At 53.2% G+C, this 15,319-nt stretch carries 9 protein-coding genes; 4 read left to right on the top strand and 5 right to left on the bottom strand.

The genetic code is table 11. The features are described 5' to 3' along the window. Positions 1-197 precede the first annotated feature (197 nt). Entirely contained in the window at positions 198-1,670 is a 1,473-nt protein-coding gene (locus ACQK2G_RS12300; protein ID WP_425405324.1) for a hypothetical protein, read from the bottom strand. 305 nt (positions 1,671-1,975) lie between these two features. Between ACQK2G_RS12300 and ACQK2G_RS12295 the strand changes: the two genes are divergently transcribed. Next, positions 1,976-2,974 (top strand): glycosyltransferase family 2 protein, encoded by a 999-nt coding sequence (locus ACQK2G_RS12295; RefSeq protein ID WP_425405323.1) that lies wholly within the window; start codon positions 1,976-1,978, stop codon positions 2,972-2,974. A gap of 402 nt (positions 2,975-3,376) precedes the next feature. Here ACQK2G_RS12295 and ACQK2G_RS12290 read toward each other — a convergent pair whose 3' ends face one another. The 4 genes from ACQK2G_RS12290 to ACQK2G_RS12275 form a co-directional block, all read right to left on the bottom strand. Further along, positions 3,377-4,426: an IS481 family transposase gene (locus ACQK2G_RS12290; RefSeq protein ID WP_425405322.1), complete on the bottom strand. Its 1,050-nt coding sequence runs from the start codon at positions 4,424-4,426 to the stop codon at positions 3,377-3,379. A gap of 136 nt (positions 4,427-4,562) precedes the next feature. Beyond that, positions 4,563-5,084, bottom strand: a complete 522-nt coding sequence (locus ACQK2G_RS12285) for an FkbM family methyltransferase (RefSeq protein WP_425405321.1) — start codon at positions 5,082-5,084, stop codon at positions 4,563-4,565. Between the two features lie 571 nt (positions 5,085-5,655). Further along, positions 5,656-6,585, bottom strand: a complete 930-nt coding sequence (locus ACQK2G_RS12280; protein ID WP_425405320.1) for a 2OG-Fe(II) oxygenase — start codon at positions 6,583-6,585, stop codon at positions 5,656-5,658. 235 nt (positions 6,586-6,820) lie between these two features. Further along, the gene (locus ACQK2G_RS12275) at positions 6,821-8,254 is read right to left on the bottom strand and encodes an oligosaccharide flippase family protein (protein ID WP_425405319.1); all 1,434 of its coding nucleotides are present in this window, start codon (positions 8,252-8,254) and stop codon (positions 6,821-6,823) included. 558 nt (positions 8,255-8,812) lie between these two features. On the opposite strand from ACQK2G_RS12275, the gene xrtD reads away from it, so the two are divergent. The 3 genes from xrtD to ACQK2G_RS12260 all read left to right on the top strand — a co-directional run bounded on the left by xrtD (position 8,813) and on the right by ACQK2G_RS12260 (position 15,257). Beyond that, positions 8,813-10,408: a VPLPA-CTERM-specific exosortase XrtD gene (xrtD, locus tag ACQK2G_RS12270; protein ID WP_425405318.1), complete on the top strand. Its 1,596-nt coding sequence runs from the start codon at positions 8,813-8,815 to the stop codon at positions 10,406-10,408. 1,172 nt (positions 10,409-11,580) lie between these two features. Then, positions 11,581-12,591, top strand: coding sequence for a UDP-glucose 4-epimerase GalE (galE, locus tag ACQK2G_RS12265; protein ID WP_425405317.1), 1,011 nt, complete (start codon positions 11,581-11,583; stop codon positions 12,589-12,591). Between the two features lie 206 nt (positions 12,592-12,797). Further along, a complete protein-coding gene (locus tag ACQK2G_RS12260; protein WP_425405316.1) occupies positions 12,798-15,257 on the top strand; it encodes a tetratricopeptide repeat protein in 2,460 nt (819 codons plus the stop codon). Positions 15,258-15,319 lie beyond the last annotated feature (62 nt).

Raw genomic sequence — 15,319 nt, 5'->3', positions numbered from 1 at the left:
TTTTTGTATCCGCGAACGCTGTTGCATACGCAATGCTGTTTGGTTGGCCGATTGTTGCGATCATTCTTTTTCGGATATTCGGCCCGAATGAGGCGGTCGTCTGGACGGAGTAGGGCGCCGAATGACTGTGACCGTCGTGTCTCAGGTCACCGTCAACGAATGAAGGGCTACTTGTGGCTATGCATGCGCCAATCGTGTCAGCGTCGTCTAAGCGCGGTTAGTGGCACGCTTGCTTTCGCAAACTGCTTCATAGGTGCCGGTTCCCGCAACTCCAGTTCACTTGGCAAAAGGGAGCCCACAAGACTACCGGCAACCAACCAGGTGATCGGTGCAAGTCCAGCATTTGGCAGAAGATCGATCAGCTTTACCGCAAGGACAAAGGCAAGTCCCAAGGTGATGGGTGAGATCTGATAGCGTTTGTAACGTTTGCGGATTAGGAACAAGGGCAGGGTCAACAGACCGAAAAAGGCAAGATAGCCGATCCAGCCATGAATCCCAATAATTATGACCCAGAATCCGTCGGTGACCGAGATGTCGTTCCCCGTCTCCGGATCGAAAACCCGGTTCCGCCCATTGCTGCCCCAACCGGCAATTGGCTTCTGTGCCGCCTTGTCTAACAGGCGGTCTTCGTTATTTAAACGAAAGCTCAAGGATTCGCCTCGTTCCGGACTGATAGTCTCAACCAAAGCGAGGATACTCTGTGTCGGAAAAAGGTCCGAACCTCGCAGTATTGGATAGGTTATGACCAAGATACCTATTAGGAAAAGCAATAGGGCACGCGACCTTTCCCGCAAGACCATCATCGAACCGACGAGACCAATAACCAAAATCAGCGCCCCGAGAGATTTCTGAAGAACAAGAACACCGACTAAATAAAATGCAGCAAACCGCCAACGCGTTCGCCAACTTTTGTCATGTGTGCCCTGGGACAGTCCCCAAGAAGCGATAATCGCCATGGCGAGAAAAATTGCCACTGCCAGACCGTGCCCCAAGAAGACAACCGAACGGAATCCATCACCCCGCGCCTGTTGAAGGAAGGAATGGGGGAAGAACCCGTAGACCCATACGTGGAGTTGAGGGCTCATTCGTATCTCGAAAAGAATTGGCAAAGAGTAGAGCAAACCGGCAATCGAGATTGCCGATAACAGAAATTTTTGATCGCGCTCGCGACGGAGGTGCTTGTAGCCAAGATATAACGGTAGAAGAGTGATAACGACGGATTGTACGAAGGAAAGCGTATCAAACAACGTCATTCCGAGTACAATGCTTGGGCCATAGACTAAATGCTCCTGATTGTTCAGGTAGGTATAAAATGGCATCAGAATGGCCAGAAGCGCCAGGAAGGCAAAGACGCGATTGGTGGCTGGCCGTGGACGTAGTGGCTTCGGATCGGACAGTTTGACTGTTCCTGCCATTGGTGAACTCGAATGTGCACGCGACCGGGAAGATCTTCCGAAAAGAAGACAAAGAACTGCGCAGGTAAGGACGGTTATTGTTTGCTTCTCTATATCGGGGGCGGCTGGTACTTTTATCGACACGCCAACAGGCAGCAACAAGTAACCAGCCAAGATCGACGATACTAGCGCCGCCGGCGTAGAAAACCGCACGAACAAAAAGAACGCGATTATCGGAAATGTAAAGAGCGCCGCGTAAGCGATCGAATTGCCCATGGTGCTCGTCCTAACCTACAGTAATAACGCGCGCATATGTTGCCCAAAAACTCAACTGCGCGATTATTATTATGTGGCTTTACTTAGATCTTAGAAATAGTGGAGGAATCAAACAAAAAACTAGGCTATTAATCTAGCATTTGTTTGCCCGATTTGGAAATATGACGGAGTGTAATGGCATACCCCATGCTATCAGTGTCTTCCTATGGAAGTGACGGATCAATGTACAGATATCCCTTGAAGGTGCCAATATTGCACGCATTAGTCAGTAGTAAATGAGACAACGACTGATACGATCAAAACAAATGACGCATAGTCTCGAAGTCCGCTCCGCCACCGACCGTCGCGTATCTGTTGTTTTGCCGTTCAAGAATGGGGCGCGCACTCTCGCAAGAGCGATATCGTCAATTCTTGAGAATGAAGAGGTCGGCGAGTTAATTCTGGTAAACGATCAGTCAACAGATGGCTTTCAAAGGGTTATTGATTCCTTTGACGACCCACGAATTCTGCTTCTTGACAATGAGGGGAGTGGTATTGCCGACGGTTTTAACACCGGCTTGAAGAGAGCGAGGTGCGAGTTTATTGCGAAATGTGACGACGACGACCTTTATGTAGCCGGGCGGTTCATTCATCAGGTTCGTGCACTTGATTCCAGTCCGGATATTGTCGCCGTAGGGGGGCAGCATCTCGTTTGCCTCGATGACGGTACAGAGATTGGAAAACTACCATTATATGATGAAGCGAGGAACATTAGTGAATCATTGTGTGAGGGGGTGCCGGAAGTCTACTTTACGACATGCCTTGTTCGTAGAGACGTTCTCTTGAAAATGGGTGGAAAGCGGAACTACTTTTATGTTGCCGAGGATCTAGACACTCTCTTCCGACTTGGGATGGAGGGCGAAGTCCTTTATCTCCCCGGTGTGGTGTACATTCATCACTTAAGAAAAGAATCTATTTCACATCGAACACGTCGGTCCCGACATAAATTTTTTAATGCAAAAGCCAAAGAATTTGCGGAACAGCGTAAACAGTTTGGCAAGGATGATCTTCAGGTTGGCAAAGCTGAAAAATGGGAAGACGACCGTGAAGTATCGGAAGATAGTTCGGAATATCTGAACAACAGAATAATTGGGATCTTGACCGCAAATGCGTTCTACAATTTGAACGGTGGTCGAAATAGGCTCGCTTTGGCGCAGATCGCGAGAGCCTTAACGATGAACATAACGGTTCTAGCTACTTGGCGGAGCGCCTGTGTGATTGTAGTTCGTGTTGTGCTTCCACGTGCTAGATCGCCTAAAAACTAGAGGTCTGCCAATTCCTACAAAGGTTCACTTACCTAATTTTTTGCGATGTCATTTTTGCAAAAGTCCAAAAACCTACCAAACAAAGCACTCTCAGTATTGTGGAACTAGCGTTTAAGTCATTGATGAATTCGGGTCATTAGGCAGTCATACTCAATTACGTGACCGTGCCGATCGTGGTTAACCGGAAACAACGCGGCAATACGAAAACCATGACTCAGTAATGTATCAATGGTATCTAAATATTGAGGCATATCATCATATATGGGTAGAATTGAAGCCTCTGTTTGTACTGCACATATTTGCTCCAGTGACGCCTTTGCTCCAGCTATGACCTCAAGATCATAACCTTGTGTGTACTGAGCGAGTAATCCCCTGACAGTCTCGGCTCCGCGCGGGATCAGGTTACGCGGCTTTTCTTGTTGTGTCCTCCTTTCCGTTTTTGGGTTTTGTCAGACCGTCGATGAAGACGGTTATTGGCGTCCTTCCCTTCATGTTGCGGCCCTGGTGCGGTCGCTTGGTGTTGTAGGTTTCGAGGAAGGCGTCGAGGTCTTCCTGCATCTCGTCCACGCTCTCGTAGAACTTGGTCCGGCCCATGACGCGGAAGTGCTCGTCGAGGAGCGTCCTGTGGAGACGTTCGACGTAGCCGTTGGACTGCGGCCGGCGCACCTTGGTGGTGCGGTGCTCGATCTCCTCCAGTTGCAGGAAGAGTTCGAAGGGGTGCCGGTCGGGTCGACCGCAATATTCGCGGCCATTGTCGCTGAGGACGGTGGTGATCTTCGCGCCGTGGGCCTCGAAGGTGGGGATCACATCGTTGTTCATGACGTGGACCGCGGTGACCGGGAGCTTCGATGTGTAGAGCCTGCCCCAGGCGTAGCGCGAGAAGCAGTCGATGACGGTCTGAAGGTAGACCTTGCCGATCCCCTTCAAAGTGCCGACGAAGAAGGTGTCGACAGCCACCAGGTCGCCGGTGTGCCTTGTCTCGATATGGCGCTCCCGGAACTCTGGACTGAACCGCTCCAACAGCCGAACCTGCTCGGGCGTCAGGTCGATCTTCCGACCGGACACATGCTTCTCCAGCCGAAGCAGGCGCTCATGTCGGGTCAGAAGGTTGTGTCGCGCCCAGACACCCCGGACTCCGCCGGAGGAGACTTGGATTCCTTTCAGCACCAGTTCGTGAGCGACCCGCAGCGGTCCGTGGCTGGGATGGGCGAGCGCGTGGTCGAGCACCGCCTGTTCGACTTCCTCCGACACCCGGTTCGGATGCGGCCCCCTGGCGCCGGGCAGACGGTCGATCAGCCCTTGGGCGCCATAGGTCTGAAAGTTCCGGCGGATCTCATAGAACTGCTGGCGGGAATATCCCATGATCCGGCACGCCTTCGAGACGTTGTCCAGATCAGTCGCCAATTCCAGCAAACTCAGCTTGCGACGTGCTACTTTGTCCCTCGTGGTCATGTCTTGCTCCTGAAGGTTGGATGTTGTCTTCGCAAACAAATCCTAACCCCTTCGCGGAGCGGCATGGCCACACCTCTTTCCGACTCTCAATGCCGGACCAGGATGGACCTAACTGTCAGGGGAATACTGTCTCAGCTCAACCTTGTGTATCGATTTTTAGTAGTGTCTTATTCAAATCAATTTTGATTGAGCTATCCCTGACGAAATTGTCCAACGTCGAAATTTTTACTTCTTGCTTTTCCTTGATTACATTCTTTTCTAAATAATCGTCGACTGCAGAATGACTTGGTTCAAGAAAAGAATTAAATACACTCTCTTCCATGAGATTGAATTGTTGGTTACCTTCTTTTCTACCTAAGGCAAAGTTGTGTATTTCCCATAAGACATCATCTTCTTTCTTTGCTTTTAGATTCGTGAAAAGGTCAGTTGCAGGCTCGAACGATATTATTCTGCCTTTAAACCCAGCTTTCCTACACATGTCACGGAACTGACCACGGTTCGCACCGACATCAAAAACTGTTGTGATATGATTGTCCTGCAAAAACGCTGTGAAATATGCCTCAGGCAGAAATTTGCGAACGTCGCGTTGTGGAACCAACTCCCAGCCAAACTGTTTTACGAACATAGATACACCAATTCTTGCAAAGCGTTTTATCACAGTGACTTACCTCCTGTCGAAGAATGATAACCTATAACCTCAGTCTGCGACTGTGGCACATCACAATGGGGAACGTAAATCATTGCAATGGTAGTCTTCCGGTACTTTAAATCTTAGTTCCTTTTCTTATCTGAGGCGAATAACAGTAGATAAATTTTCTTTAATTATGATGTCGTGCCGAAAGTATCTCATACTGAGTTCATAATTGCTTACAGTCGACACTCAGTAGTTGGTCAGGTGACGGCCCCCCATAGAGTCCCAGATCAAAAAGTTGGCTCTGTGATCTGCACCCTGCAAACTGGATCGTCTTGAGTTAGTGTTTTTCCCGCAGGTTTTCCCGGCCCGGAAGTGGAACGGAAGCGATGACAGCCTCGAAGTTTTCGGCCATGTAAACGGAGTGTATATTGAAGCACATCAAGTGCATTCGAGTCTGGGCAGCAGGACATTACACTCGGCACCGCATTAGCCTCTTCGGGGCGTGCTCTGCTTAGCGTTCATCCAAATTTCGCATGCACCTTGCTACTGGTATCTTTGAGCGGAAATGACGGGTTGGGATTTAAGTTCCGTCTGTTCAAAACCCTAACCGCCTCAGTGGTCCTGCAATCCGTCGATAGAGAATGGGTGGCAAGAGATCCGCCAGGAATTCATTTCGCGCAACCCTGGTGTCTTTCTTGTCTTTGGAATTAGGCCTCGGCTTGAATTGGGTCGTATGGGCCTTTCGGGAGTCATCCCAGGTCGCCGTGTAGTAGTACAACGCAATGGATCGCCTTGGAGTTCCCTTAGGATGGTTCACGGGATCTGGATTGCCGTGAAAGGTGTCAGAGCCCGTGTTGAAGCAGCACATCCTATTGAAAATGGGCGCAAATCCCTCGACTTTGTGAGACATGTCCTTCGACCATATCTCAAAGGCGCCACCGTATTCTTCTTTCCAATCCTTGTTCAGATAAATCAAAACATTCAGGCGTCGCTCCAAATTCATTGGTTTGTGATGATTGAAATCTGCGTGAATATCCAAATGGCCGCCGTTTTCAACAACGTGGATTCCCCCGCCCATAAAATAAGGATCTGGGATCAGTCCGTTTATTCCCGTTAATCGTTCCAGAAAGAGGATGAAGGGACGAGAGTTCAATGCATAGAGAACCGAACGGGTGTAAGCGGGAAGCCGTTCGGGAATATAGCTGCTCTTGTAACGTTCTTGGCTTCGGTCAAACGACCTTTCTGGTTCGGGCATTATCTGCAAGTCTTCCAATACCCGATCGAGAATCTCTTCCGGAAGAAAATTATCAAAGCAACCATATGGAAATGGTAATTTGCTCTGATAGCTTGGCCCTAGCTTTTCACCGGCATCCTTAGCAGCATTGTTGTCGAGCACTAGGTTGGCGACATGAAACGGAAGTAACGGTTCAGTCACAGTTGGCCCTTTCAATTTAGGGTTTTTATCTTGCTGTGTTAATTTTAATTGTGGCGAATAATTTTTCGCTCCCGCACCAAAGTTAGGCATGTGGAACTCTCTAATTCAACAGGATTTTCGCCTCCACCTGCACCTTGCTTCCGATCATCCAGAAACTCCAGACATCAACGCGAAGTTAGAATTCTTCACGTGAAGCGTGGAACGGTCGTCGGCGTGCTTCGGGAATTGGTACCGTGAACGGTCAGAATGCGAAGGTTCCGTCCCGTGGTGAGTTGGTCGTGAACAAATACAATCGCCCAGACTTCATTCGGTCCGTCGATCGACTTTAGAGACCGCCCATCAGCATGCGAAGAGAGCCCCAGACTTCTAAGAAAACCCAGCCGAGACCCATGCCGACGGCGAATAACGGAACGATGCGGGCCTCCTGTAGGATGCTGACCCAAGACCGCGCCCTGGCGACTAACAGCATGGCAACAACCTCCACCAGCCGGTGTAAAGAGACGACGGCGAAGGCCGCGGTCTCATTTTCGTAATAGACCAGTGCAACGATCAGGCCCGCCCAGATTGCGACTGTCTTGCAGGCGTAGAACACCGCCATGATGCGAAACTGGCGGTACGCATTGAAGGCTCCGCCGATTATCGAAAAGGCGGTCAGCGGCAGACCGACGGCCAGGATTTGAAGGATCTGGCCAGCACTCGCGTAGCGGGGATCGTAGAGGATGTCGATGACCGTCGGACCGGCGATCAATGCCCCCCCGGAACAGACGGCCAGGACAATGTCATACGGCACCCTGTAGCGGTAGTATTTCTTCCGGAACGCCTCGACATCCATGCGTTCCTTCAATTCGACGAAGAATTGAAGGGTCAGGCTGCTGTTGAGCTTTTCCGCGAACTGCGCCGGAATTGAGATGATCTGCTTGGCGAGATAGTAGAGACCGAGGCCCTGCGCCGGCAGGAATATGCTGAAGAGGATCTGATCGGCGGTCGCGGAAAAGAGATAGAGTATGGAGTGTGATGCGACCCACTTTCCCCGGCTGACCAGTTCGGCGACATGTTCCTTCTGCCAGCGGGGCTTCATCCTTGGGCCGTCCAGCAGGCAATGCGTCAGCGCCGTTCTGACGGCGGCGGACGTAACCATCCCGATCCCGATTGCCCATATGCTGGGATAAATCAGGGCCGCGATGATGCAGACGACCGTTGTGGTCACCTGTTGCAGTATCTTGATGATGACCACCAACCGCATGCGGAAGTGTTTTTCGTAGACGAATTCGTTCGTCGACGCGAAACCGAGAATGAGAAACTGCAGGCCGAGCGCCGCCATCACGCCCGGCAGGTCCTCGTTACGGTATACGCTTTCGCCTTGAAAGAATGATTGCTGTTGCAGTTGGTAGAGGACGATGCCGATGCAGACCATCGACGCGCCGAGGATCGCCCCACGGAGGATCGCCAGGGTCCAGCATGTCCTTAGGAAATTCGGGTCGCCGTTATTGTCTGACACGAAAATCAAGGAGCGGATACCAAGGTCGGTGAGCATGGCGAGAATGTATTGCGCCAGCAGCAGGACGACGGCTGCCCCGAACACGTCGGGCCCGAGCAAGCGCGTCAAAACCAAAGAGGACACGATTCTGACCAACGTCGAGGCCACGGTTTCCGTGGTGATCAGGGCGCCGGAAATCAGAGTCTTTTCAGTGAGGCTTCGGGCTTCTGCTGGCTTTCTAAGGGCTTCGCGGATGCGGTGGAACTTCGACGACGGCGACATTAGTCGTTCACTTTCAAAAGCGTAATACCAGGGCGGAAATGGCGTCCGTGGCTTTGGCGGGAGCGATTCCAACGGTGCATCCGGCCGAAAGGACGGTTTTGTCCGGTTTCCGCAACGATCCCCATGAAGCGCCTAATAGAGCTAGAGTTTCGCACCAGCGCAACCTGGATCACCAGCTTTTCCATGACATTTACGCCCGCCTGGCGAACCGCTGCCCAGGGTGCCCAGCGAATGAGCGTCGACGAATGATCGGGGAACCGGAAGCGGGCTTGTCTGTTCTAATGGAGTTGGATCGTCTGGGCTGCTTTCTATGGGGGGATGTTCGGGTAAATGGGCTGCTCTCTCTGGCGTTTGGCATTCTTCGACCCGCTTCGAATCCCAACGGGATGCGCAAATCACTTCGCATGTTGGGGGGGAGCAGTCACACAAGTTTGAGTTTGCTGCGTCAAATTACTTACGATAGAGTTCTGGTCCTTTGCATAAGGATGTGCACTAAAATCAAGTGCTTTAGGCATTTTACATCACTTTCGGCTCGGCAACTTATCAGCACCACTTCTCATGATGGATACTTCAATCGAGCGGCCGAAGGTGTCGGTTCTTAATGCCTTGGGTGGCCCGGCTCTACTGATTCTGATGGTCGTGGTCGCGGCCTTCATTTTCTCGGAAGCCATTCAGGCCCTGCTGCATGCCTGGCAACTGCCCGAATACAGTCACGGGCCGCTTATTCCGGTACTCTCCGCGCTTCTGTTCCTGCGCCATTTGAAGACCGAAGAAGTACGCCTCGAGCCGGTCACGGACTATGTGCCGGGGCTGCTGGCCTTGGTTTTCGCGCTCTTCATGGCGGCAATCGGCAAACTTTCCCGGATCGACGATGTCGTAGCCTATGCGCTTATCGTCTGGGTCTGGGCGCTCTTGCTGCTCTCCTTCGGGTGGGAGCAGGGCAAGCGCTTCTGGGCGCCAGTACTGCATCTGGTCTATATGCTGCCGCTGCCGGGGCTTTTGTATTTCAAGCTTTCGACCTTCCTGCAGGGGGTGTCTTCAGAACTGGGCGTGTGGTTCCTGAAACTTCTGGACATACCGGTATTCCTGGAAGGCAACATAATCGACCTCGGCGTCTACAAACTGCACGTTGCCGAAGCGTGCTCAGGATTGAGGTATTTGTTCCCGATCCTGTCCTTTTCTTACATCTTTGCTGTCCTGTATCGCGGCCCTTGGTGGCACAAAGCCATACTGTTGATTTCCGCAGCTCCGATCACGGTGGTGATGAACTCCGTGAGGATCGCGATTGCGGGTATTATCACCGACAAGCTTGGCTTGGAACATCTCGAAGGGTTTTCGCATTTCTTCGAAGGTTGGGTAATTTTTGGTACCTGCGTCGTTCTTCTTTTCTTCCTCGCTTGGTTGTTGCTGTTCCTGCATCCTCAGCGGCTCTCACTGACAACCGCCCTTGATCTCGATACAAGCGGTATCGCGAAACAGATGGCGCGGCTGAAATTCGCTCAGCCGTCTATGGGGATGGTGATTGCCACAGCCCTGATGATCGTTGTCTCTATCGCCTGGTACTTCTCACCGCAGGTCGAAAAAGTTGCGGTCGATCGGTCGCCGTTCGTTCTGTACCCCACGCGCCTAGGCGATTGGGTTTCGTCGCCGCCGGTTCGATTGGATGCTGCGATCGAAGAAAGCCTTGGCGCCGATGACTACCATTCGGTCGTGTTCCGAAATCCGGACGAACGCACTTATGTCGACTTCTTCGCGGCTTGGTACGACGACCAGTCCGACGGCGGGACGCATTCCCCCGAGGTCTGCCTTCCGGGCGCGGGCTGGGAAATTGCGAAGCTTGAGCGCATCGACATTTCCGAAAGACTACCCGTCGAAGCCGACTACAATATCAATCGGGCCATTATTCAAAAAGGCGAGGCCCGGATGCTGGTCTATTATTGGTTCGAGATGCACGGTCGGCATGTTGCCTGGGACTTTGCCGCAAAGTTCTTTTTGCTCGTCGATGGCGTGCGATTAGGTCGGACGGATGGCGCGCTGGTTCGTCTTTTCACCCCGATTGGTCCAGCAGAAACTGAGTTTGAGGCGGAGGAGCGGTTGCAAAGCATGTTCCTGGAGACAGTTGCGGTTCTGCCGGAATTCATCCCGCCTGAATAGGCGGAACCTGCAAAAATTTTATTTTAGCCTATTCTGATGCCAAGTTTTGATAATGGATCGAAGTTTGATTATCTGGACCGAAAGGCATTGGGCTGGCCCGGTTCCAACGGTAGTTAGTTTTATTCGAACTTTTTCTGTTGCTAACATCGAGGATGAATAGCCTCGAGTTTTCTGGACACCTTCGGGTTTAAGCTCCTGTTGTCTCTCGAACTTGCCGGGCGACAGCGTCCCATTCCTTGCATGCATCCCCTTTGTTGCGGCCATAGACAACCGCAGTATGGCGTATCAACGCCGCTGGCGGGGGGCGTCCACACCATCAGGTCAAAGATCCTTTTCGAATAAGCCTTGCCAGTAGGATCGACTAAGCAAAATCGAGATTTGGATCTAATATTTGTACATTAATTGACATTGCCCTTTGAGGTGTCTTTCCTCGCCTGGATTGGCCATAAAGGCAGCACGGCTCGCATTCATTGGCTGATTGATGATATGAACCAAGTCTCCGCGACAGACCCGGATTGGTCTAGAGAACGTCCTCGGCGGTTTTGGGACCCCTCTCGTCAGTTGCTTCGTGCAATCAGAGGCTACCAAAACGCCAAACGGCGGTCATTGCCCGTCATCCCCCAGTACTGGGTGCTTTGGCATAGATTTTGGTCGATCGTGACGGGGGCGGATATACCTCTCAGCTGTCAGATTGAGGGCGGCCTTTCATTGCCGCACCCAAACGGGGTGGTGATTCATCCCGGCGCTACGATCGGGCCGAATTGTCTGTTCTTTCAGCAAGTCACGATCGCCGGGCATGTAAGAGTGGGGGGCCATGTCGATATCGGTGCCGGCGCCAAAATTCTGGGTCCCTTGACGATTGGCGATCATGCCAGGGTCGGCGCAAACGCAGTTGTCACGGGCGACGTTCCAGCGCACGAAACTGTCGTCGGTATCCCCGCTCGGTCCACCAAAGCCCCAAATGTCTGAAGATTAGCGGAGGCTGTTTTTCAATATTCGTTGACGGTGGTTCCGGGCGGGTTGAAGCAATTCGTTGACGTGCCGTATTGTCGCCGCAACCCTGCCGCAGCGATTGTCTAAATGCCTGCCTTCTTTTTCCTAATACCGCTTTGCAATGCGGGCTGGCGGTACTCGGAGACATTGCCGCGACACTGAGAAACGGAACGTAACAAATGAGTAATAGAAAAATCCTTGTAACCGGTGGTGCCGGTTACATTGGGTCCATCACGTCGGCAAGGTTGAGGCTTGCCGGTTTCGAGACGCTTGTTTTTGACAATATGTCGAGCGGCCACGATTGGGCGATCGGTGAGGGGCGGCTTGTAAGAGGCGATATCCTGGACACCGAGGCATTGATCCAGGTGATGCGGGACTGGAAACCGGATGCCGTCATTCATTTCGCAGCCCTCATCGCGGCCGGCGAGTCCGTCGAAAAGCCGCTGACCTATTACCTCAACAATGTGGGCGGCGTGAACAGCGTGTTGACGGCGATGGTCGAAGCGGGGGTGCCTTCGATCGTCTTCTCGAGCACCGCCTCCATCTTCGGTTCGACGACGAGCGAACCGCTGTCGGAAGATCTGCCCATCCAGCCGGAGAACCCATATGCCAGCAGTAAGGCGATGTGTGAGACGATTTTAAAGGACGCCTGCAAAGCCTACGGCCTCAAAGCCATAGCCTTACGCTATTTCAATGCCGCCGGCGCGGATACCGAAAACCAGCTTGGCGAGGCGCATGAGCCGGAAACGCATCTGATTCCGTTGGTATTGGAGGTTGCTTCCGGCAAGCGGAAAGAGATCACGATCTATGGTACCGACTACGACACGCCAGATGGAACTTGCGTGCGGGACTATGTGCATGTGGTGGATCTTGCCCAGGCCCATATTCGCGCCCTCGACCGGCTCGCGGAAGGGGCCGGCTCGAACAGCCCGGGAGGTTTCGAAACCTTCAATATCGGCGTTGGCAAAGGCTTTTCCGTGAAGGAAGTCATCGACACATGCCGAGACGTGACCGGCCATGCGATCCCGACAAAGGTGGGGCAGCGCCGTGAAGGGGACCCGTCCAGCCTGACATGCGCGCCGGGCAAGGCAAACACTGTATTGGGATGGTCGCCGGTCTATCCGGAACTCAGCGATATCATCAGTCATGCTTGGGAGTGGGAAAAGGATCGGCGCCGGCTCGGGCGATAAAGAAGCCAAGTGAGAGTTCGGTGAAAAAGGAAATCCCGGTTTCGGCAATCATCGGCACGTCAAACGACATACAGTGGCGCCGAAAGCCAGTATTTGTCACACTCGGTTTTTATGGTTGGACTATGGTTTGCAGATCATATTCTATGCGCATCAAGTTGATGGTGGGCGGAGTTCTTCTGTAAACAAGAAGCATCGAGAGCGTTTTCATGGCTAAAAACATACAAACTTCCCGTGTTCGGCGTGGCACCATTTCGAACATGAAGATTGCGGGAATAGCCCTTGGGGTCGGTCTCCTCCTCGCTGCCTGCGACTCTCCTGAAGAGCGGCTCGCCGACTATTACCAGTCCGGAACCGAGTTGCTGGAGGAAGGCAAGGACGATCAGGCGTCCTTGGAGTTCCGCAACGCGCTTCAAATCAATGGCGATCACGTCCCCTCGCTCTATGCCCTGTCGCGTATCGAGGAAAAACGGGCCAATTGGCGAGGCGTTCGCAGCCTGCTCGAGAAGATCATCGATCTGGACCCGAACCATCATGGCGCGACGGTGCGGCTCGGCCGCATGATGTTGCTCGGCGGTCAGATCGACCGGGCCCTTGAACTCAGCAACAAGGCGTCGGAAATCGATCCGGAATCCGTCGACGGCCTGACCTTCCGGGCAGCCGTGTTGTTGAACCTGGATGATCCGATAGGCGCCCTTGCGGCAGCCAACAAGGCCCTGCAGAAGGACCCGACCAATATCGATGCGATTTCCGTGCTTGCGGCCGAACGCATGGCCGCAGGACAGGTGCGCGATGCCATCGCTCTGCTGGATACCGGGATCGAGCATGATGAGCGGAATGTTGCTCTTCAGTTGATCAAGATCCGCGCCCTCGCGATGCTTAACGAGGTGGGCGAAGTTGAAACCGTCTTGAGGCGCTTGATCGAGCTCTATCCGGATACGGATGCGTTCAAGAGCAGCCTCGTCAGACTCTATCTGCAGCAAGAGCGGACCGACGACGCGGAAGCGGTGATCCGCGGTAAAGCCGACTCCAATCCGGGTGATTTTGACGCGGCCCTTGGGGTCGTGCGGTTTCTCAATACGGTTCGCGGACCAGAACAGGCGATCGAGGAGTTGAAGACGCTTATCAGCCGAAACGATGCGAACGCTTCACGCTATCGAATGGCTCTGGCGCAGCTCTACTTCTCTCGACAGGAAAACGATCAGGCATTGGCGGTGCTGAATGACCTGATTGCGTCCGATGCCAGCGCGGAAGACAAGCTCACCGCGAAGAACCAGATGGCCGAGATGGCGCGCTTGGCCGGTAATGTCGATGAGGCAAAGTCGATACTGGCCGATATCTTCGCGGAAGACTCGAAGAACGTCGCGGCCTTGACCACCCGAGCCGCAATTAACAATGCCGAACGGAAGTTCGACGATTCCATCATCGACCTTCGAACCGTTCTGCGTGACGCCCCCGACTCGATCCGGGCGCTTGTTCTGCTCGGGTCCGCCTACGAAGGCAACGGTTCGACAGAACTGGCGGAAGACCAGTACACACGGGCCTTTGAGGTTGCCAACGGTGCCTCCAACATCGGGCTTCCCTACGCGAATTTCCTTGCCCGAAACGGTAAGATCGAACGCGCCAAAGACGCCCTTGCCCGGGTCGTGCAGGCAGAGCCCAACAATGTCACGGCCCATCGGGCCTTGGCGCAGGTACTGATCAATTTGCAGGATTGGGCCGGCGCGGAGCAGGTGGCCGAAAGGCTGCGCCAACTCGAGGACGAGGACAGCGTCGTCAACCGGATCAAGGGGATTGCACTGCAGGGCCAGCAGAAGTTCGAACAGAGTATTCAGGCGTTCGAGCAATCCCAGCAATCTGCGCCGGACGCATTCCGTCCGATGGCTTCCCTGGTGGACGCCTATTATCGAAGCGGCGAGCCGGAAAAGGCCGAAACCTTCCTGACTTCGGTCCTGGATACCAGCCCGGACAACGTCTTTGCGCATGTCTTGCTGGGCCAACTCTATTCCGAATTGGACCGGAAGGACGACGCTTTGGGCGTCCTGAATCAAGCGGTGGAGCGCGTTCCCAATTCGCCGATGGTCTACACAGCATTGTCGCGTTTCTTGGTTTCCAACGGCGACGAGGATGGCGCGCTGGCCGTGCTCGAACAGGGGACTGAGAAAATTCCAAATGATGCGACCCTTGGCCTTTTGAAGGCCGGGATCCATGAACGTCGCGGGGACAAGCAAAAGGCGCTGGAGGAATACCGGTTGATGTACGAATCGGCGCCGAACTCGCCCATTGTCGCGAACAATTATGCGTCCACCTTGACGACTTTGTTCAGTGACAAGGAGTCCGCGGAAAAGGCCTTGGCGGCGATGGAACCCTTCATGACCGTCAATGTGCCGCAATTCCAGGATACGATCGGTTGGGCCTATTATTTGAATGGACAGTCGGACAGGGCGCTTCCCTATTTGCGGGATGCGGCGCAACAACTCCCGAACCTCGCGGAAGTTCGCTATCATCTGGGAATGGTTTACCGTGCCCAGAAGAATATCAGCGCCGCAATAACCGAATTCGAGAAGGTGGTCGAGCTTTCCGAATCCGCGCCGTTCGAGAAATTGGACGAGGTAAAACAGGCACTTGAAGAACTTCGAAAAGAGGTCGGGACCTTCTCAGGGGACTAATTGGGTGGTAATCCATGAGAACCGCCCCAAATTACAGTAGGACTAGTGTGGTTGTTCCGGGG

It is taken from the genome of Hwanghaeella sp. (assembly GCF_965227365.1).
Taxonomy (GTDB): Bacteria; Pseudomonadota; Alphaproteobacteria; order UBA8366; family Aestuariispiraceae; genus Hwanghaeella.
The sequence above is the reverse complement of the archived record's forward strand: the minus strand, read 5'-3'. Positions and strand labels throughout refer to the sequence as shown.